13 protein-coding genes are annotated in these 19,619 nt (G+C 65.2%); 5 read left to right on the forward strand and 8 right to left on the reverse strand.

Translation table 11 applies throughout. The features are described from left to right. Nucleotides 1-67: 67 nt before the first annotated feature. Nucleotides 68-1,753, forward strand: coding sequence for an electron transfer flavoprotein-ubiquinone oxidoreductase (locus RQP53_RS07580; protein ID WP_315649616.1), 1,686 nt, complete (start codon nt 68-70; stop codon nt 1,751-1,753). 54 nt (nt 1,754-1,807) lie between these two features. On the opposite strand, the gene RQP53_RS07585 is transcribed toward RQP53_RS07580, so the two are convergent. Beyond that, a complete protein-coding gene (locus tag RQP53_RS07585; RefSeq protein ID WP_315649617.1) occupies nt 1,808-2,248 on the reverse strand; it encodes a GNAT family N-acetyltransferase in 441 nt (146 codons plus the stop codon). A gap of 11 nt (nt 2,249-2,259) precedes the next feature. Continuing rightward, nucleotides 2,260-2,877, reverse strand: coding sequence for an FMN-binding negative transcriptional regulator (locus tag RQP53_RS07590; protein ID WP_315649618.1), 618 nt, complete (start codon nt 2,875-2,877; stop codon nt 2,260-2,262). An 81-nt stretch (nt 2,878-2,958) separates the two neighbouring features. Between RQP53_RS07590 and pdxR the strand changes: the two genes are divergently transcribed. Then, entirely contained in the window at nt 2,959-4,440 is a 1,482-nt protein-coding gene (gene pdxR, locus RQP53_RS07595) for a MocR-like pyridoxine biosynthesis transcription factor PdxR (RefSeq protein WP_315649619.1), read from the forward strand. A 49-nt stretch (nt 4,441-4,489) separates the two neighbouring features. On the opposite strand, the gene RQP53_RS07600 is transcribed toward pdxR, so the two are convergent. The 6 genes from RQP53_RS07600 to RQP53_RS07625 all read right to left on the reverse strand — a co-directional run bounded on the left by RQP53_RS07600 (nt 4,490) and on the right by RQP53_RS07625 (nt 14,357). Continuing rightward, nucleotides 4,490-5,056 carry an HXXEE domain-containing protein gene (locus RQP53_RS07600; protein WP_315649620.1) on the reverse strand — a complete coding sequence of 189 codons (567 nt, stop codon included), beginning with the start codon at nt 5,054-5,056 and terminating at the stop codon, nt 4,490-4,492. Beyond that, the gene (locus RQP53_RS07605) at nt 5,053-6,735 is read right to left on the reverse strand and encodes an MBL fold metallo-hydrolase (RefSeq protein ID WP_315649621.1); all 1,683 of its coding nucleotides are present in this window, start codon (nt 6,733-6,735) and stop codon (nt 5,053-5,055) included. The genes RQP53_RS07600 and RQP53_RS07605 overlap by 4 nt, the downstream gene beginning before the upstream one ends. Before the next feature lie 48 nt (nt 6,736-6,783). After that, nucleotides 6,784-9,918 carry a non-ribosomal peptide synthetase gene (locus tag RQP53_RS07610; RefSeq protein WP_315649622.1) on the reverse strand — a complete coding sequence of 1,045 codons (3,135 nt, stop codon included), beginning with the start codon at nt 9,916-9,918 and terminating at the stop codon, nt 6,784-6,786. A 72-nt stretch (nt 9,919-9,990) separates the two neighbouring features. Further along, nucleotides 9,991-10,914 (reverse strand): tetrahydrofolate dehydrogenase/cyclohydrolase catalytic domain-containing protein, encoded by a 924-nt coding sequence (locus RQP53_RS07615; protein WP_315649623.1) that lies wholly within the window; start codon nt 10,912-10,914, stop codon nt 9,991-9,993. A 107-nt stretch (nt 10,915-11,021) separates the two neighbouring features. Further along, nucleotides 11,022-14,111, reverse strand: coding sequence for a beta-ketoacyl synthase N-terminal-like domain-containing protein (locus RQP53_RS07620; protein WP_315649624.1), 3,090 nt, complete (start codon nt 14,109-14,111; stop codon nt 11,022-11,024). Between the two features lie 111 nt (nt 14,112-14,222). Then, nucleotides 14,223-14,357, reverse strand: coding sequence for a hypothetical protein (locus RQP53_RS07625; protein WP_315649625.1), 135 nt, complete (start codon nt 14,355-14,357; stop codon nt 14,223-14,225). A 1,182-nt stretch (nt 14,358-15,539) separates the two neighbouring features. Between RQP53_RS07625 and RQP53_RS07630 the strand changes: the two genes are divergently transcribed. The 3 genes from RQP53_RS07630 to RQP53_RS07640 are packed head-to-tail and all read left to right on the forward strand — an operon-like array spanning nt 15,540 to nt 19,455. Beyond that, entirely contained in the window at nt 15,540-18,017 is a 2,478-nt protein-coding gene (locus tag RQP53_RS07630) for a phage tail sheath family protein (RefSeq protein ID WP_315649626.1), read from the forward strand. Nucleotides 18,018-18,074: 57 nt separating this feature from the next. Next, complete coding sequence (locus RQP53_RS07635) at nt 18,075-18,575, forward strand: phage tail protein (RefSeq protein WP_315649627.1); 501 nt, start codon at nt 18,075-18,077, stop codon at nt 18,573-18,575. Nucleotides 18,576-18,597: 22 nt separating this feature from the next. Next, nucleotides 18,598-19,455 (forward strand): hypothetical protein, encoded by an 858-nt coding sequence (locus tag RQP53_RS07640; protein ID WP_315649628.1) that lies wholly within the window; start codon nt 18,598-18,600, stop codon nt 19,453-19,455. Nucleotides 19,456-19,619 lie beyond the last annotated feature (164 nt).

Raw genomic sequence — 19,619 nt, forward strand, 5'->3', positions numbered from 1 at the left:
AGAATGCGCCGCAATCCCACGGTGGCCGATGCCGCATCGACCGCCCCAGCAAACTAGAAGGATCCCCATGACCAGCGCAGAACTGATCGCCCAATACGGCCCCCGAGAGAGCATGGATTACGACGTGGTGATCGTCGGCGGCGGCCCCGGCGGCCTGGCCACGGCCATCCGCATCAAGCAGCAGGCGGTGGCCAAGGGTCAGGAAGTCTCGGTCGTCGTGCTGGAAAAGGGTTCCGAGCCGGGCGCGCATATCCTGTCCGGCGCGGTCATGGACCCACGTGCGATCACCGAGCTGTTCCCGAACTGGAAGGAACTCGGCGCCCCGCTGAATCAGCCGGTCACCGGCGATGACATCCTCTTCCTCAGCGAAACCGAGGCCAAGCGCACACCGGACTGGCTGGTGCCGCGCAATTTCCACAACCACGGCAACTATGTGGTGGCGCTGGGCAGCGTCGTCAAATGGCTGGGCGAACAGGCGGAGAGCCTGGGCGTCGAGATCTTCCCCGGCTTCACCGCCGCGGAAGTGCTCTACGACGACAAGGGCGCCGTGCGTGGCGTGGCCACCGGCAATCTGGGCATTGGCAAGGATGGCGAGCCGCACGACGGTTTCCAGCTCGGCATGGAACTGCTGGGCAAGTACACGATCTTTGCCGAAGGCGCCCGTGGCCATCTGGGCAAGCAGCTGATCGCCAACTACAAGCTCGACCAGGGCCGCGATCCGCAGAGCTTTGCCATCGGCATCAAGGAGTTGTGGGAGATCCCGGCCGAGAAGGCGCAACCCGGCCGCGTCGTGCACACCGCCGGCTGGCCGATGACGGACAACACCTTCGGCGGCGGCTTCCTCTACCACCTGGAAGGCAACAAGGTCACGCTGGGCTTTGTGATCGGCCTCGATTACCAGAACCCCTGGATGAGTCCCTTCGAGGAAATGCAGCGCTGGAAGGCCCACCCCGCCATTCGCGCCCATATCGAAGGCGGCAAGCGCATCGGCTATGGCGCTCGTGCCATCAACAACGGCACACCGCAGGCCCTGCCCAAGACCGTGTTCCCCGGCGGCGCGCTGATTGGTTGCGATGCCGGCTATCTGAACGCCGCGCGCATCAAGGGCAGCCATGCGGCGATCAAGTCCGGCATGCTCTGCGCCGACGCCGTGGTCGACGCCCTGGCGGCGGGCCGCAGCGCCGATGAGTTGAGCGCCTACCCGGCGGCCTTCGAGCAAAGCTGGCTGAAGGAGGAGCTGGACCAGTCGCGCAACTTCAAGCTCTGGTTCAAGAAGGGCCCGCTGATGGGCCCGCTGATGACCGGCATCGAGCAATGGCTGCTGCCCAAGCTGGGCATCGCCAGCCCGCCGTGGACGCTGCATGGCAGCAAGCCCGATCATCTGGCCCTGCGCCCGGCGGCCGAGATGCCCAAGATCGACTATCCCAAGCCTGACGGCAAGATCACCTTCGACCGGCTCTCCTCGGTGTTCATCTCCAACACCAACCATGAAGAGAACCAGCCGGCGCATCTGACGCTGAAAGACGCGTCGGTGCCGGTCAAGCTGAACCTGGCCACCTATGCGGGCCCGGAGGGCCGCTACTGCCCGGCCGGCGTCTACGAATTCGTCAAGAACGACGACGGCAGCGACCGCTTGCAGATCAACGCGCAGAACTGCGTGCACTGCAAGACCTGCGACATCAAGGATCCGAGCCAGAACATCGTCTGGGTCACGCCCGAAGGCGGTGGCGGGCCGAACTACGCCGGCATGTAACGCCGAGCATCGGCGGCCAGGCCTGGCAAGACCTGACCCCAATCCAGTGCGCCCTCAAGCCATCGGCAGGTCGTAGCGCACAAAGCCACGGTGCTCGCCAACGCGGTCATAGAGCGCCCGGGCGCGGGCATTGTCGCGATGCGTGAGCCAGTAGCAGCGCGCGGCGCCCGCCGCCGCGGCACGCTCGCCCACGGCGGCAATCAAGGCCGCAGCCAGGCCCCGACCGCGCGCCGGCTCGGCCACGAACAGGTCTTGCAAATAGCAGACGGAATCGCTCCAGCTGCTGGCATGGAAGAGGTAATGCGCCAGTCCCTGCACCTGGCCATTGACGTCAGCCACCAGCGCCTGCACCTGCTGCCCCAGCTGCAGCTTCTGCCAGGCCTGCTCGTAGTCCTGATCGCTCAGCTCGGTCTCGTAGAAGCGCTTGTAGCCGCGCGCCAGCACTTCCCAGGCGCCACGATCTTCCGGCCGCAGGCCGCGGATCTCCATCGTCATCGCCCTGCCCCTCACAGTCCCAGACGGCGCATCCACAGCGCCAACTCCTGCCCGCGGCCGGTTTGCTGATCCAACTCGGCCAGCAGGCTGGCCCGCTCGCCCGCCGCACGGTTCTGGCTCAGCTTGGCCTTGCATTCCCAATGCTCGACGCGGATGCGAAAGCCGACGATGGCGCGCAGCAGCTGCTGTTGGAAGTCCTGCGGCAGGCGGTCCCAATGGGCCGCATAACCGGGTTCGTGGTCGGCGATCAGGCGTTTCAGCACCGCCTCGGTGGCGGCCTCGTCTTCGAGCAGTTCGATGCGACCGCGCACTTGAACCGCGAGGAAGTTCCAGGTCGGCACGTTCAGCTCGCTGTCGTAATGTCGTGGCGAGACATAGCCATCCGGCCCGGTAAAGACGGCCTGGACCGCCGGCTGCGCCGACAACCACCGCCACTGCGGGTTGCCGCGCGCCATATGCCCTTCCAGCGCCAGCGCGCCATCGGCCGCCTCGATCAGCGTCAGCGGCAGGTGGCTGAGCTGGATCTGACCCTCGGCATCCGGCCCCAGCAGCAGCGCCAGCGGCCGCTCCTGGATCAGCTGGCGCGCCAGGGCAAAGTCATCGACACGAAAATGGCGCGGGGTATACATGGCAGCGTGTGCTCCTCGTTGTTGAAGGCCCATTCTGCAATCCATCTTGGTACGATGAAAGTACCAATCTTTTCTATTTTCATGGAACCAATTTCGGAACAGGCGCTGGCACTGGAGTTCGCCGGCCTGCAGCTTGATCACGGCAGACCGCTGACCCAGCAGCTGCATGCCAGGCTGAAGCAGCTGCTGCTTGCTGGCGGCCTGCGTCCCGGCGCGCAGATGCCGACGACGCGCGCACTCGCGCAGCAGCTGGGCGTCTCGCGCAACACCGTCGTTCACGCCTATGAGCGGCTGCACGACGAAGGCTTTCTGCTGGCCCGCGTCGGTGCCGGCAGCTATGTGGCCGGCCTGCCGGCCGCGCACAGCGTGGCCAAGGACGATGCCGCAACGCCGCCGGCCCGGCCCGACACTGCCATCTGGCAGCAGATGCAGGCCTTGCATCTGCCCCGTGTTCACGGCCCCGAGGCGCAGGCCTTTCGCTACGGGCTGCCGGTCATCGACCAGTTCCCGACGGCCATCTGGGCCCGGCTGCAGGCGCGTTTCTGGCGGCAGAGCGCCCGGCATCAGCTGGGCTACTCCGATCCCGCCGGCCTGCCCCGACTGCGTGCACAGATCGCCGCCTATCTGAGCCATGCGCGCGGGCTGCACTGCGAGCCGGAGCAAGTCATCATCACCAGCGGTGCACAGCAGGCCATCAGCCTGGCCGCGCTGGCCCTGCTGAAGCCCGGCGACCGCGTCGCGATGGAGTCGCCCGGCTATCGCGCCGCCGCTGCGGCGCTGGCGCTGCCCAACACCCAGGTGCTGCGCGTCCCAGTGGATGGCGAAGGCCTGCGCATCGCCGCGCTACAGGCACTGGGCCCGGCGCGGCTCTGCTACGTGACACCGTCGCACCAGTTCCCGACCGGCGTGACGATGAGCCTCGCACGCCGTCTGGCGCTGCTGGACTGGGCCCGCCAGCAAAACGCCTTCATTCTTGAAGACGACTACGACGGCGAGTTCCGTTTCAGCGGCGCACCGCTGGCGCCGCTGGCCTCGCTGGACAGGCATGGCCGCACGCTCTATCTCGGCAGCTTTTCCAAGCTGCTGCTGCCGGGCTTGCGACTGGGCTATCTGGTCGTTCCCGGCGGCTGGGCCGAAGGCATGGCCAAGCTGCGCGGCATGCTGGACCGCCATGCACCGATCGCCGACCAGACGGTGCTGGCCGATTTCATCGAGCAGGGCCACTTCCTGCGCCATCTGCGCCGCGTCCGCCGTGCGGCTCATGCCCGGCGCGATGCGCTGCTGAAAGCCTGGCAGCAGCGCTTTGGCGAGCGACTGCCCTTGGCCGAGGTTTCAGCCGGCCTGCATGCGCTGCTGCCACTGCGCCACGCCGAGCAAGAAAACCGGCTGGCCCAGCTGGCACGTCAGCACCGCGTCGAAGTGGGCCGCCTGCGTGAGATTGGCGAAGTGCCGTCCTGCAGCGGCCGCGCCGGCCTGGTGCTCGGCTTTGCGCCGAGCACACCGGCGCAGATCAGCGCCGCGGTCGACCAGCTGGCACAGGCCTGGCAGACGGCGCTCGACTGAAGCACTGCGCTACTGCAACGCGCTTGCGAGTCAGTGCATCGCCGCCGACTCAGTCGCAGGCTCCACCGGCACCGCCGCGGCCTGGACCCAGGTAGCGCTGCTCAAGCCAACGATCAAAGCGCGGCGCGAGGCCATGCAGCAGACGCAGATTGAGCACGATCAGCAGCAGCATGCCCAGGCTCCAGGCCAGCAGCGGCAGCCAGGGCAGCGGTGTCAGCGCTGGCAGCTGCAACGCCGCGTAGCCGGCAAACGCGAGGCTCAGCACACTGCTGTAAACAAAGGGGCAGTAGACCCGCAGGATCAGCCACTGCAGCAGATGGGCGACGATGTGCAGCGTGTAGGCCGCCAAGAGCCCCGCCCAGACCAGATAGAGCCGCTGCTCGACGCAGACAACGACGATGGCGACCAGCAACAGCAGCTGCTCAAGAATGGCCAGGGCCAGCGCCGAGGGCGACAGCCGCTCGTACAGCATCAGCACCCGCGGGCCCAGGCGCGGAAAGCGCTGCTTGATGCTGCTGCCCTGCTTGGCCAGCCAAGGCTTGAGCATGATCATCTCCTCGAACTCGTGGGCGATGAACACGGCCACCAGCATCCACATCAGGCTCGCCGCGCTCATGGGCGCCGCTCGCCCGGCTCCGGCGCAGCCGCCGCAAAGACTTCCTCATAGCAGCCCTTGAGGCTGCGCGCCGAAATCCCGGCCGCCTCGCAACGCCGCAGGAACTCGCGGATCTCAAGCAGCTGCGGGCTGTCCGGCTCATAGGCCAGGCCCATCAAATGCTTCATCCAGGGCTCCTGGCCCATTGCATAGACGAAAACCTGGCGGCTGCCCAGGGCTTGAAGCGCGGCCCAGGCACGTTCGCAGTTCGAGCCCGAGAAACGGCGCGATTGATCATTGCGACGGCTCAGCGCCTCGGGCAGCAAGGGGCCGTACAACCAGCTGACCGGTGCGCCGCAGCACTCCATGCCAACGAAAAGGATGTCCACCGGCCCGATGCGCTCGACCAGTCGCTCGGTCAGCCGCGGATCGACCGCATCGCTGTCGACCATGAAAAGGATGCTGCGCCCCTGGCAGCGCAGCAGCAGGCTGTGCTTGCTGGCGATGTCCAGCCCGCCATGCTCGCCGACGAAGGGCAGGCTGACGATCTCACCGCCAGCAATAGGCAAGCGCTCAAAGGGCTCCATGGAACGGATCGAGCGGAAGCCCAGCTGCTGCAGCATCAGGCGCAGCGAAGGGTCGGCCAGATTGCCACGGTCGTTGGCGGGAACCACGACGGTGCCGATGCGCTCCCGCAACTGCAGCAGCGTTTCGGCCACCAGATGGTCCTGGTGGGCATGGGAGATCAGCACATAGTCGATGTGATCGGGCAGGTCATCGAAGCACAGCGTGGCGTCTTCGCCCTGACGCTGCCAGGCCGTGACAGGATCGATCAGCACCGCGGTATCGCGGCTCTGTATCAGCACACAGGCATGGCCAAAATAGCGCATGCGCAGGCCATCGCCGCGATAGTCCGGCTGCTGTCGCTGCAGCGCTTCGGTAATGAACATCTGGCGCAAAGTCGCTCTTGGCACGCTGCTTTGCGCGATCAGAGACAACAGCGACTCGGGCAGGCCTGGCCGCCAACGCGTGGCGAGCACCTCGGCCAGCAGTGGATCATCGAAACGCCGGTGAATGAAGAGCCGGTCAGGCGCGTCCAGCAGCGGCGTGCTGAGGAAGAAGGGCCGTTGATCATCGTCCTGCAGGTGCAGACAGACCGACTGGGCATCGCTGATGTCCAGTGGACTGGCATAAAGCAGATCTTCGAACAGCCGCATCGTTGGATGATTATGCAAGTCATAGAGCAGCTCCACCAGGCCGCTCAGACTGGCCGGCAAATCGGCATAGAGCTGGTCCAGCGCGTAGCCATCGGCCTGCTGCTGCAAGGCCTTGTCGAAGGACTTGAAGTCCTCGGCAAAACGCAAGAGAGCGGCATGCTGACGGCGCAGCTGCGCGAGGTAGCGGCTCACCTCATCGAGCGCCGATTCGGCTAGCGCGACAAAGGGGCCACCAAACAGCGCCGGGTCCTTGCAGGCTGCTGCATGGGCCTTTGGCCGCTGAAGAAAGGACTCCAGCAGCGGGATCAGCCGGAAGGCCAGGTTGAAGGCATAGGGGGCTGGCGCCAGCAAATGCGGCCAGAGTGGCCAACGCGCCATCAGCGGCTCCAGCTTCAGTCGTGGAGCCAGGCGCCCCCGCTGGCGCAGGGCATCAAGATCCAGCCCAGCTTCGTCAACACCACCTGGCACTGCGGTCTCATTCATCGCTTTGCTTTCGTTCTGGCAAGAATCTGTGGGAGGGGACGCTTGCGTTCAGCCACGCTCGCCGGCCAGCGAGGTGTTGCGCGCCCGCGGTGAGATGGCCTCGGCCGCCAGCGCCAGGCGCCGGTTGGCGCGCTGCTCGCCTTGCCCCTGCGACTCTGGCAGCGCCCTGCCCTGGTCCAGGAAGCGCGCCAAGGCGACGACGCTGGGATGCTCGAACACGTCGCTGACACTGACGCTGCCCTCGCCGCGCCCTTCATTGATCTGGACCACCAGATCGACCAGGTCCAGCGAGGTGATGCCGATATCAAGCAGATGCTCATGGGGTTGGAATTGCGCACTGCCCAATTTGTGAGCGACCAGACCAAACAGCCAACGTTCCGTCTCGTTCTGGCCCTTCAGTGCCTGCGCCTCGACGGCGCTCGCAGCGGCAAGGCCCGCGAAGTCGATCTTGCCGCTCAGTGTCACGGGCAGTTGCTGGCACAGGCCGATCCGCGACGGCACCATATAGGCAGGCAGCGTCTGCCTCAGCGTTTCACGAAGCAGTGATTCGCTGCAGGCGGCGCTGGACGGGACAACCAGCGCCACCAACGCGGCATCGCTACTGCCTGGGAGCTGCTGCACGCCGACCGCGCAGCACTCAATCAAGCCGCTGGCCTGCAAGGCGGCCTCGACTTCGGCCGGCTCGATCCGATAGCCCCGCACCTTCAGCTGGCGGTCCAGCCGGCCGAGAAAGTCCAGCTGTCCGTCGGCCGCGATGCGCCCGAGGTCGCCGGTACGAAAGCCGGCGCCAGAGGGGGTGTTGATGAAGCGCGCCGCGGTCTCCTCGGGTCGACGCAGATAGCCTTCGCCGACACCCAGCCCGGCGACGACGATCTCGCCCGGCGTGCCTTGCAAGGCCAGCTGGCCATCGGGCCGCAGCAGGTAGATGGCCGCGCCGGCGATCGCTTGGCCAATGATGCTGCGGCGCCCATTCAGATCCTGCTCACGCAAGCGATGCCAGGTGGAGAGGACCGTCGCCTCGGTCGGTCCGTAGAGATTGACAATGGGGCAGTGCTGCAGCGGATGCTGCGCCACCCAGTCACGCAGGCTGTTGAAGTTCAGAGCCTCACCACCCAGGAACAGCCAGCGCGGCCGCAGCCGTCCGCCCTGGCGCTGGTCCTCTGCCACCAGGCCTTTGAACTCGCTGGGCGTGTGATTCATGATGCTGACGCCCTCCTCGTGCAGCAGCCGGTAGAGGCTGGCCGGATCGCGACTGCTCAGATGATCGACCAGCACCAGCTTGCCGCCGTGCAGCAGGCAGGCAAACATCTCCCAGATTGAATAATCGAAGTTGAAAGAGTGGAACAGGGTCCAGACATCGTCGGGGCCGAACGCGAAGTCCTTGCCGCAGGCAAGGATCCGGCTGAGCAGGTTCGACTGCGACAGCACAGCGCCCTTGGGGCGGCCGGTCGACCCCGAGGTGTAGATGATGTAGGCCTCGGCCTCGGGCTCGGCGGGCAGGCCCAAGGGCAGGTTTGGCAGCGCGGCGCAGCCGGTACGGAGCTGCTCCAGCGTCATCCCGTTCCAGCTGCCCGTCAGGCCCTCGCTGATGACATAGGCCTGGCCCAGATCCTCCACCATCATCTGCAGGCGATCGAGCGGCGAGCGCGGGTCCAGCGGCACATAGCATTTGTTCAGCTTGATCACGGCCAGCATCAGCGCCACGGCCCAAGGGCCGCGCTCCAGCGCCACGACGATGCAGGGCTCGGCCTCGGCTTCACGCTGCAGCAAGCGCGCCATCTGATTGGCCAGACTGTCAAGCTGCTGGTAGCTCCAGTCGCTGCCTTGCCAGCGCAGCGCGGTGCGCTGGCCATGCCGGCCAACCACGCGCTCGAAGGCGGCAGCCAGGCTCAGCCCCTCGATGCGCTGTGCCAGGGCCTGCTGCGCGGGCAGGTCGATCATCACGGAGGCTTCCAGCGGCAAGGATTCCAACGCCGCATCTGGCGTCTGCATCAGCCCGTCAAGCAGCGCCCTGTACGCCGCCCCGACATCCAGCTCGCTGAAAAAGCGGCCGAGGTCCAGGGCGAAATGGTAGGCCTCGGCACGCACTTCCACAGTCAGGCGCAACTCGGCCACGAGATGCTCGCGTGCGATGCTCAGCGCGCGGGTTTGGCAACCCTCCAGCGACAAACGCAACTCCTGTGCGTACAGCGTGAACAGGCAGTTCATCCGCGGTGCCAGGCCGGGCCATTGATCCGGGTCGAAGTCCTGGTAACGGTGCAGACGAAACAGCTTCTGGTCAATCTGCCGGGCCAGCTCCGGGAGGCGGTCACAGCCGGCGACGTCCAATAGCAGCGGCACCGTGTTGACGAAGCAACCAATCGCCTGCCGATTGGCCGCGCTGCGGGCCGGCACCGCATAGCCGATCACGGGCGCCGTCTCGGGCACCAGGCGCTGCAGCAAGAGCGCATAGACAGCCAGAAACAGGCGGGTCGGATTGAACCCCTGTGCCTGCATCCAGGCGTCCAGCGGTGCCCGAGGCAGCTGGAACTCATGCATACGGCCGCGCAGTGCGCCCACGCTGTCGCGCGGCTGGGCGATGCTTTCCAGCTCAAGTGCCTGACGACCGGCGAGCTCAGCGTCATAGAACGCCCGGCTACGGGCATCGCTCTGGGCGTCGACCCAGGAGCTCGACTCAGCCGCAGCAGGCCCGCCCGCGCGCAAGTCGCGGTAGCAGCGGGCTACCCGGTCGAGGTAGAAGGCGTAGCCGTATCCATCCAGCAGCAGGTGCGGAATCGACTGCAGCAAATAGGCGCTGCCCTCACCCTCCAAGTACAGACTGACCTGAACCGCCGGCCATTGCACCGGCGGACGCACCCGATGCTGGGCCTGTTCGGCCTCGCGCTGCACATGCTCGGCAAAGGCTTCGACGCTCAGCCCCGCCGCGCGGTGCAGCACCTGGATCCTCACTTCACGGTCCGTGTCGATGCGCTGCCAGGGCTGACCATCACGTTCGACAAAGTCAGACTTGAAGCAGTCGGCACCGTTGAGCACCTGTTGCAAGGCCTGCTCCAACAGGGCCACATCCAGCGGACCTTGGATATGGGTCAGCGTCGTCAGGTTGTAGGCCGAATCACCGGGGTAGAACTGCTGATGCCGGTAGAGGCTGCGTTGGCCAGCGTTCAGAGGACGAAAGGAGATCATGGCAAGCACCTATTCAAAGTCGACGGGATGAGCAGGGTGGACTGACGGCACGGCGGCTGCGTGCCGCACCAGTCAGCCCATCGGCTCCAGCACCTGACGGCAATTGACAAGCAGGTTTTCCATCATCGAGGCGATGGCAATCGGCCCAAGGCCGCCCACCGACGGCGTCACATGACTGGCTTTGCGCAGCGCGGCCTCGACGTTGACACCGGTCTTGAGCACCGGCACCAGCCGCCCCTTGGACTCCGAGTACTTTTCGCCAACCTGGATGGGCAGAAAATCAACCACCACTGCGCCCTGCTTCAGATAGCTGTCGTCGACCAGTTCGGCCGTGGACACCGAGATCACCACCAGATCGGCATTGCGGGTGATCGAGCGGGCCTGCGGGTCCTGGGTGCTGGCGACCGCCACCTGCACGCCAGCCCGCGATGCCATCACCAGGAGGCGCGCAACGATTGGGTTATCTCGAATCCGGTCTTCGGTCAGGAAAACGATGCGGCTGCGCCAGGCGTCAAAGCCGATCTCATCGAGCAGGCGCTGCAAGGCCGTGATCGTGCTGCTGGGCTTGACAGGCGCGGTTTCCGCTTGCGCTGCAGCGCCCTCGCTGTCGTCGTCGTCGCCGTCGAGCAGGCCTTCGAGTTCCTTGCCCGGGTCGATCTCAGCGAACACCGCGCTCTGGTCGATATGCTCAGGCAGAGGCAGCAGCACCAGCACGCCATCAATGGCAGCGTCCCGATTCGCGGCATGGATGGCGGCGATCAGCTCATCCTGGCTTGCCTCGGCCGGCAGGATCTGCTTGCGCACTTGAATGCCCAGCGCCTGTGCCGTGCTCTCATGAATCAGCACCTCACTTTGCTTGGCGACGGTGCCCGGGTCGGCCGTGATGATGGCCAGTCCCGGACGCCGCCCATGTCTGGCATACAGCCCATCGACATCGCTCTTGATGCCGGCGCGAATACGTTCCGCAATTGCTTTTCCCAGTACCAATGTGCCCACGGTCGATTCCATTCTGATCAAAAAGTGAAGGGGAACAGGCGGGCGCTGCGATCGCATCACAGCATCACGCCCTCAACTTGCGCTTGCGCCGACGGCCGGTCGCAGCATCAGCGCCGGTCCGCTGCCGGCGCAGACAGCAGTTCGGCCATCACGACGTCGAATTCACGTGCGAGCAGGCGGACCTTGTCAGCATCGCCAAACATCGTGAAGTGATCGCCGCTCACCGGGCGCAATCGCGGCTCAGCCCCGAAAAACTCGCGCCATAGCGACTTGTCGAGCCGCTCGATCTTCAGCTTCTCAAGCAGGATGGACGGCTCGTCGTCGACGGCCACCAAGACATGAGCCTGGGCTTTGCAAACATGGCCGGGCCGGTGCCGCTTAAGCAGCTCATGCGAGAAGGTCCAGCGCTGATAGAAGCGCGCCACATCGTCGTTGGCAAGCTTGCTGTTCAACACCTCGTGACGGCGCACCAGGGCGATGGCCTGATCCAGCTCCGTCAACTGCGCCGACTCGCTCAACACCTGGTCCAGCAGCTCGGGCTTGAAGTAGGCCGTGACCAGCGTCGGAAACGCACCAACATAGTCCAACGCACCGCCCTGATAGCGGTTGTACGCCTGCGGCACATGGGCATCAAAAAGCACCAGCGCCTGCACCGTGCGCCCGCGCTGTTCCAGCACAGCGCCTACTTCGTGGGCCAGATTGCCGCCAAAGGAATAGCCGCCCAGCAAAAGCGCCCCCTCAGTCTCCTCGGCGTCTATCAGTTCGGCATAGCGTTCGGCCAGTTGCCGCATTGAGCCATAGCCCTGATAACCCTCGGGGAGATCGATCGCGCGGATGTTGTAGTTGCCCTGCAGGTGTCGCGCCAGGCTGCTGTAGCAATAGGTGCTGCCACCTGCGGGATGAATCAGGAAAATGGTTCGCACCGCCTTGGGCTTGAAGCGCACATAGGAAACCCAGGGCATTGAACTGCGCAGCTCCCGGCCCAGTACCAGCTCGGCCATCTGCGTGGGCGTCAGCTGCGCTACCGACATGTCCAGGCCGATCTGGCACTGGAAGCTGCGATTGACCTTGTCAACGATCTCGATGGCCGTCATGGAGTCGGCACCGGTATCGACCAACGGCGTTTCCCCATCCAGGTCGGTCACCCCGGTCAGTTCACGCCAGATGCTCACAATGTCTTCGACCAGCTGTTCATCATGACGGTGGACCGCCAGCGCCGAGGGATCCACGGCCGAGGACGGGGCCTGGGCGTGCCACTCATCGGCCTCGACCCAATGGCGCCGTTCATGGAGTGGATAAGCGGGCAGCGGAATCGAACGCCAGGCGGTGCCGGCATAGAGACCGTCAAGCTGCAAGGCGGCGCTGGCATCCAGGACGGCAAGGAATTCGAACAGTCGGGCCAGCGCCGTCGCGCCGGCACCCGCCCGGCGCTGTTCTTCGTCGAGCAAAGCCGAGGCCAGCGTCGCTGCATGGCCGGCCAGGGCCCGGGCCAGGCCGCTTTCATCGAGTCCACTGGCGACTGCGCAGCGCCGCCCTTGCGGATGGCTCAGCACGCCAAAGCCGATCAACAGCTCGGCCAGCGCCAGCGCGGCCGTGTGCGCCGATGCATCGGCGGGCAGCCGCTTGGCAAACGCCGGCCATCCGGCGGCCAGTTCCTGCAGTTCCAGGGCAGTGAAGCGTGGCAGCTGCCGCAGGCCGGCGTCGGGCTGAGGCAGAGGCGCAGATGCAGCCAGCCAGTTCAGCAGCGCCGCGCGAGAGTCAATCACCACGCTGCGCAGCAGCTGGCGCCGCTTGCGCCGCATCAACAGCGTGGCGGCAACATCCAATAGAGAGGCGCCGCCTTCCAGTGCCGCGGCAACGCTGATGCAATAGGCTTGCAGATCCGCGGCTCTATCGACACTGATGGACACCAGAAACTGTGTGGGTGGCCGGGCGGGCGCCGCTACCGAGGGTGCATGCCTTTCCAGCACCGCATGGGCATTGGTGCCGCCAATCCCGAAGGAACTGACAGCCGCAAATTGCAGCGGCCTCTGGCTTTGCTCTTGTGGAAACTCGAAGCGCGTGCTGGCGGCCGCCTCGCTCACGCGGCGCAAATGCTGGATGGGCGGCACCACACCTTCGGCGAGCACAAAGCAAGCCTTGGCCAGGCCGCTCAGCCCGGCCGCCGCATCCAGGTGGCCGATATTGGCCTTCAAGCTGCCCACCGGGATTCGCTTCTGCGACTGCCCGTAGACCTGGGCCAAGGCGCTGAGCTCAATCGGGTCGCCCAACTCGGTCCCTGTGCCATGCGTCTCGATGTAGTCGATCTGTTCAGGCTTCAACTCTGCATAGGCCAAAGCTTCTTCTATGACCTGACGCTGACCGGCCGCACTCGGCGCGGTGAAACCGAGCTTGTTCATGCCATCGTTGTTGACCGCCGTGCTGCGAATCAGCGCGCGAATCCGATCACCGGCACGCTCGGCATCGTCGCGGCGACGCAGGACCATGACGGTGCAGCCATTGCCCTTGACCGTGCCGCTGGCCTCCGCGTCAAAGGGCCGGCAATACCCGTCCTTAGACAGCACGCCCCCTTCCTTGCGGTAGTAGCCGCCGTCCTGCGGCACGGTGATCGAGGCCGCCGCGACGACGGCGATGTCGCAATCACCCAGCAGCAGGCTCTGGCAAGCGATGTGGGCAGCAACGAGCGAGCTGGAACAGGCGGTCTGCACCGAAAGCGCAGGCCCGTTCAGATTGAGCTTGTAGGCAATGCGTGTCGCAAGCGCGTCTTTGTCATTGCCCAGCAGCATCTGGTAGTTGAGATCGCGAGGATCGTATAACTGACTGCGAATCAGCTGATGCAGCAGATAGGTACTGACACTGGCCGAGGCGTAGACACCGACGCGCTCCCGGTCGGGCAGGCGCTCATAGCCGGCGTCCTCCATTGCCCGATAGGCGCAAGTCAGCAGCAGGCGCTGCTGCGGGTCCATCACCATCGCCTCAAATGGCGTGTAGGCGAAGAAGTCATGATCGAACATGTCGATGTCGCGCAGCTCGAAGTGGCGCGTGACCCGCCCCGACTCGGCGCTTTTATCGTCCGCGCGGAGATCGCTGGAGAGATCGGTATTGGCAACGATGTGTCGCCACAAAGCGGCAGGCGATTCCGACTGCGGGTACCGACCGGCCATCCCGATGATGGCGACATCCCTGCTCCGACTCATGCCTCATCCTTCCCTCAAAGAAGATGCTTGCAATCGCAATGAACGCTGAACGCCAGAGCGCCGACCGTGACTCATGCAGCCCAGCCAAAGGCGCAGCGTTGCCACGCCCGATCACTCGCTCGCTCGCTTGAATCCCTCGATACCCATGCGCCAGTGCGACGTCTTGATGGCTCTATCAAGACAATCCATGCCGCATTCTTGATTTGTTATTTCAATTGAATCATGCGGCTCCAAAGCGGCAATCATCTATAGCAACTTCTTACAGTGTGGCGCGTAGAACGATAGTTAGCACATTGCAAAACGCAGAAAGGAAACCATGCAATGGCAGATCTCATGCCGCGACACATGGAGATGACAGATTTGTGACGCACTTTTATATCGTTATCTGAAAATTTGCCTTGCCTGCACGGAAAGATGAATGCCTCTGAAATTGACGAACTTCCCTTTCCATACCGTCACCGCCCGCAGGGCGCCGGCGATTTTTTGTCGAGACCTCAGGGGGCGGCCGGAGCGCAGGCACTATCGGCGCTAGGGTCGGGGCTAGGGTCGGCACTAGGATCGGCGCCAAGATTCGCCTCACCCGCCGCGGGCCTCGCCGCGCTCTCGGCTGGTGCATGGAGACGCGAGACGATCCGTCACCAGATTGAAGGCTCTTGACGCGCAGGGCCCGCCTCTCCTCTTGGGCCTCGACGGCATTCATACGGGCTGCTGGGCAGGCGGCGAATGCCATGCTCAAGAGCGGTGTGCGGAGCGACGAAGTGCGGCGTTTCTGCGCGAGCGCCCGGGAGGATTAGGCGCATGAGGACAGGTTGCGCCCTTGCTGCGCACAGCCGCCAGGTGATGAAAAGCCCAGACAAGGCGCAAGCCGCCACCACCAACCGCGATTTGGGTAGGCGCAAAGAAGCCGAGTGCCCAAAACACTCAATACGCAGGACCTTTGGTCGCGTTGGAATGTCGGCAAGCACGCCTGCGCCACGCTCGCTCGGCCCCTCGGCAGCGATGGACGTACCGGCCGCCATCGGGCGCGACGAGGGGCCCAGACACGGCCCGGCGGCCCTGCAATAGCTTCCAGTTGACGCGCACCAAGGCTCAAGGTAATTGCGCGAGCCTCGCAGCGTACGACGCAGCAATCACGGCCCCAGGAGAAGCACCTGGCCGCCAAGACTTGCAAGGCGCTTGTCTGTCCGAGGGCGACAGCGGCCGCAAGCTCATCACCCTAAACATAGGGATGTCGCCCGCATTTCGACCCTGGCATCGTGCACGCAGCCATTCAGCTAGCACCGCGATCAGCAGACGCTCGCTGAAGCTGACGCCTGGCATCGCCTTTGGGGTGCCGGTTTTGTCTCGTTCAAGCCTTCGGTGGCTGATCGAGCCCGAGCAAGGCGCCGTTGATCCCGATCCGCAACACCTTTCTTGCAGGGGGCACGCATGCCGGTTCAGACCAGTTACCCAGGTGTCTACGTTCAGGAGGTGCCCAGCGGTGTGCGCACCATCACCGGCGTTGGCACATCGATTGGCTTGTTCATCGGACGCACGCGCAAAGGCGCGCTGTACCAACCGGTGCAATGCCTGTCCTACGAGGATTTCGACCGTGCCTTCAGCGCGCAGTACGTCGGGTCTGAGCTGCCTCGGGCGGTGCGGCTCTTTTTCGCCAACGGCGGCACCCAGTGCTACGTCGCCCGCGTGGCCGATGAGCAAAGCGGTGGCAGCACCCTGGCCACGGCCTCGGTCAAGCTGCTGACCGAGGCCAAGGCCGATGCACTGCTGATCTCGTCGCTCTCTCCCGGCGCCTTCGGCAACGACATCCGCGTGACCATCGACTACAACACCGATGCCCCCGAGTCCAGCTTCAATCTCGAGGTCTGGCGCTGGACGAGCAACAGCCTGGGGGCGCAGGTCAAGACCGATGTCGAGCGCTACCTGGGCCTGTCGATGAATCCCGCGCATCCGCGCTATGTGCAGGACGTCGTCACGCAGCAGTCCAGACTGATCAGCGCCAAGGACGTCAGCACCGCACCGACGGCCGCCGACATCGGCTTCTCGCTCGGCGCACGACCAATCGCCGCCAATAGCGATGCCGTCTTCCTGGCCGAGGTCCAGGCGCTGTTCGACAAGTCCGCAGGCCCACGCAAGAACTTCCAGTTCCGCGTTTCTGTCGATGGCGCGCCTGCGCAGTTGATCGATCTGGGCGACCTCGACTTCACCATTGCGCCCTTGAATACGGCCGCCGGCATCGTCGGCAATCTGGAAACCGCGATCCAGAACCTGATCAATGCCAAGGTCAGCCCGTCGGCCGTGAGCGTCAAGTTCGTCACCGGCCCGAACGGCCAGGTGGCCCCGGCCAACAACGCCAGCACCCGGCTGCTGCGCATTGCCTCGGCCAAGGGCGACGTGGTCGTCGATGCCGGCCCGGATCCAAGCACCGACATTGCCGCCGCCCTGATGCTGGGCACGTCGCGCGGCGGTGCCGAGGTTTCGCGGTGGGCCAAGAACCGGCCGGCGTCCAACGGCCTGGTCTTCCAGCCCGACTACTTCGGCGGCAGCAATGCGGTGGCGTTTGCGCAGCGCCTGCAGAGCGACATCAACGTCATCACCATCGGCGGCCGCCCGGTGCAACTGACGGGTGTGAACACGCTCAGGACCACGCCGACCACAGCGTCGCCGCCGGCCACCGCCATCGGCGCAAACGCCAAGATGTTCCAGGACCTGACGACGGTGCAACCCGCCGCACCGCCGGACATGGTCAGCGACGGGGTGCGCGAAAAATGGCAGATCATCGCCGCGGCCGTCATCGCCGCACGGGCCAACGACCCGGCCTTCGCTTGGAGCGCGCAGGTCTGGGGCTCGCGCCTGGCCATTGTCGCGGCCGACGGCAGCGACAACATCAGTGCCACGCTGAGCACCGGCCCGAACAATATCGGCGGCAGCTTCAACGCCAATGTGCGCGCCTACAGCCTGGGCACGACCGGCGCCGGCGCCTTCCAGGCGGCCGGTGTGCAGGGCAAGGATGGCGGCCCGCCGAGTGCCGCCGACTATGAGCGTGCCTACCAGGAGGTGGACCGCCAGGTGGACCTGTTCAACCTGCTGGTGCTGCCCAAGGATGACGGACACGGCGACAGCACCACCCGTATGCTGTGGGGGCCGGCCAGCGTGTTCTGTCAGCGTCGACGGGCTTTCCTGCTGATCGACCCGCCCAGCAACTGGAGCGACTCACAGGCCGCGGCCGGCCCCATGGTGGGTGTGAACACCTTGCGCGTCGGTCTGGTCAAGGACCACGCCGCCGTCTTCTATCCGCGCCTCAAGATCAACGAAGGCGGCAAGGATGTCTTCGTGGGGCCGGCGGGCGCGATCGCCGGCCTGATGGGCCGCATCGACGGAACCCGTGGCGTCTGGAAAGCACCGGCCGGCACCGAGGCCGATCTGCGTGGCATCACCGGCGTGGAGAAACGCTTCTCCGATGGCGAGAACGGTGTGATGAACCCCAAGGCCATCAACACGATTCGTGTCTTCCCCAACGGCATCGTCAACTGGGGCGCCCGGACCATGGATGGCGACGACGCCTTTGGCTCCGAATACAAGTACATCCCGATCCGGCGCCTGGCGCTGTACATGGAAGAAAGCCTCTATCGCGGCCTCAAGTGGGTGGTGTTCGAGCCCAACGACGAGCCCTTGTGGGCGCAGATCCGCCTCAACGTCGGCGCCTTCATGAACAACCTGTTCCGCCAGGGCGCCTTCCAGGGGCAGACGCCCAAGGACGCCTACTTCGTCAAGTGCGATGCCAGCACCACGACGCAGAACGACCGCAACCTGGGCATCGTGAACGTCGTGGTCGGCTTTGCGCCGCTCAAGCCGGCCGAGTTCGTGGTGCTCACCTTGCAGCAAATAGCCGGCCAGATCCAGGTCTGAAGCGCGGTACCAACTGCTTGGCAGCAAGACCTGAACCCCTCTTGATGGAGCATCGACATGGCCCAGTTTTCCGTCAACACGCACCGCTTCGACCCCTACAAGAACATGAAGTTCCGGGTCAAGTGGGATGGCCGCTACGTTGCCGGCGTTTCCAAAGTCTCCGCCTTGAAGCGCAGCACCGAGGTGGTCTCGCATCGTGAGGGCGGCGACCCGACCTCGCAGCGCCATTCACCCTCGACCTGGAAGTTCGAACCGATCACGCTGGAACGCGGGGTGACGCACGACCCTGAGTTCGAGAACTGGACCAACAACGTCTACAGCGTTGAAGGCGGCAGCGTGCTGACGCTGAAGAACTTCCGCAAGGACATCATCATCGAGCTGCTCAACGAGCAGGGTGTGGTCGCCAAGGCCTACAAAGTCTTCCGCTGCTGGGTGTCTGAGTACCAGGCCCTGCCCGAGCTCGATGCCAACGGCCATGCCGTCGCCTTCGAGCACCTGGTGCTGCAGAACGAAGGCTGGGTCCGCGACACCGACGTCGCCGAGCCGGCAGAGACCTGAGTTCGTGGGCCCGGTCGTCATCATGCCAAGCTGGAGCGAACCCGTCGCGCTGCGCCACGCTGGTGGCCCCGGAAAAGGGCTGCGCCGCGCGCCGCGCGCCCGGCTTCGCGAGCCCACCGGCAGCGATGAACTGGCCTTGACCGGGGTAGACACCGCTGCCGGCGTGGCCTGGCTGGCTGCGCTGCTGGAAGGTGCCTCCGCCCCTGAACTCAGCGCCAGCGACCGCGACGCCCTTTTTGCCGCCCAGCATCGCGCGATCTGGGGTGACCGCATCGTCAGCACATTGGACTGCGCCGCCTGCCACAGCCGCTTCGACCTGTCCTTCCAGCTCTCCGCACTGCAGCGTGAGATCGCGGCGAGTGCTGACAGCACCGAGGCGACCAGCCAGCCCGGTGCCCTCGCCAAATCGCGTAGCTTGCATGACGCGCAAACGCAGCGGCACTGGCAACTCAGCACTGCCGCAGACGAGGTGCTGGCCTTGCAGTGGGGCCAGGAGCATGGCCGGGCCCTGCTGGCGGCCTTGGCGCGCGGCGATTTGTCCAGTCTCGATGAAGCTGAGCTGGAGCGTGCGGGCGACTTGCCCGAAGCGCTGATTGCCGCCGCGGCCGCACGCCTGGAGGCACTCGCACCGCTGCTGGACATTGACCTCGATGCCGACTGCCCCGAATGCGGCTGTGGCCATCGCGTGCGCTTTGACATTCAGTCGTGGGTGCTGCAACGGGTGATCGACGAGCGTCCACAGTTGCTGGCCGATCTTCATGCGCTGGCCGCCGGCTATGGCTGGTCTTTTGCCGAGATCAGCGCCCTGCCGCGGAGCCTGCGCCGTGACCTCGCCGAGCAGCTGCTGGCCGCAGCATCCGGCGCGCGGTTCACCTCCTGAGGCCAGACAAAGTGCCAAGCCTCGCGGACATGGATTACTTCCAACGACTCCTGCTGCGCGCCGGCGCCGAGCCCAGGCCGCCCGCCGAACGGCTGCACGATCCCTTCGCTCAAACAGCGCCATGGCCCATTGACACTGCTCAGAATCCGCCGTCTGCGCACGCT

The organism is Roseateles aquae (assembly GCF_032337115.1).
Taxonomy (GTDB): Bacteria; Pseudomonadota; Gammaproteobacteria; order Burkholderiales; family Burkholderiaceae_C; genus Roseateles_C; species Roseateles_C aquae.

Bases quoted from the DNA above. Each gene is read 5' to 3' on its own strand.
- RQP53_RS07580 (WP_315649616.1), top strand. From the start codon at position 68: ATGACCAGCGCAGAACTGATCGCCCAATACGGCCCCCGAGAGAGCATG.
- RQP53_RS07585 (WP_315649617.1), bottom strand. From the start codon at position 2,248: ATGACGATGGAGATCCGCGGCCTGCGGCCGGAAGATCGTGGCGCCTGG.
- RQP53_RS07590 (WP_315649618.1), bottom strand. From the start codon at position 2,877: ATGTATACCCCGCGCCATTTTCGTGTCGATGACTTTGCCCTGGCGCGC.
- pdxR (WP_315649619.1), top strand. From the start codon at position 2,959: ATGGAACCAATTTCGGAACAGGCGCTGGCACTGGAGTTCGCCGGCCTG.
- RQP53_RS07600 (WP_315649620.1), bottom strand. From the start codon at position 5,056: ATGAGCGCGGCGAGCCTGATGTGGATGCTGGTGGCCGTGTTCATCGCC.
- RQP53_RS07605 (WP_315649621.1), bottom strand. From the start codon at position 6,735: ATGAATGAGACCGCAGTGCCAGGTGGTGTTGACGAAGCTGGGCTGGAT.
- RQP53_RS07610 (WP_315649622.1), bottom strand. From the start codon at position 9,918: ATGATCTCCTTTCGTCCTCTGAACGCTGGCCAACGCAGCCTCTACCGG.
- RQP53_RS07620 (WP_315649624.1), bottom strand. From the start codon at position 14,111: ATGAGTCGGAGCAGGGATGTCGCCATCATCGGGATGGCCGGTCGGTAC.
- RQP53_RS07625 (WP_315649625.1), bottom strand. From the start codon at position 14,357: ATGATTGCCGCTTTGGAGCCGCATGATTCAATTGAAATAACAAATCAA.
- RQP53_RS07630 (WP_315649626.1), top strand. From the start codon at position 15,540: ATGCCGGTTCAGACCAGTTACCCAGGTGTCTACGTTCAGGAGGTGCCC.
- RQP53_RS07635 (WP_315649627.1), top strand. From the start codon at position 18,075: ATGGCCCAGTTTTCCGTCAACACGCACCGCTTCGACCCCTACAAGAAC.
- RQP53_RS07640 (WP_315649628.1), top strand. From the start codon at position 18,598: ATGCCAAGCTGGAGCGAACCCGTCGCGCTGCGCCACGCTGGTGGCCCC.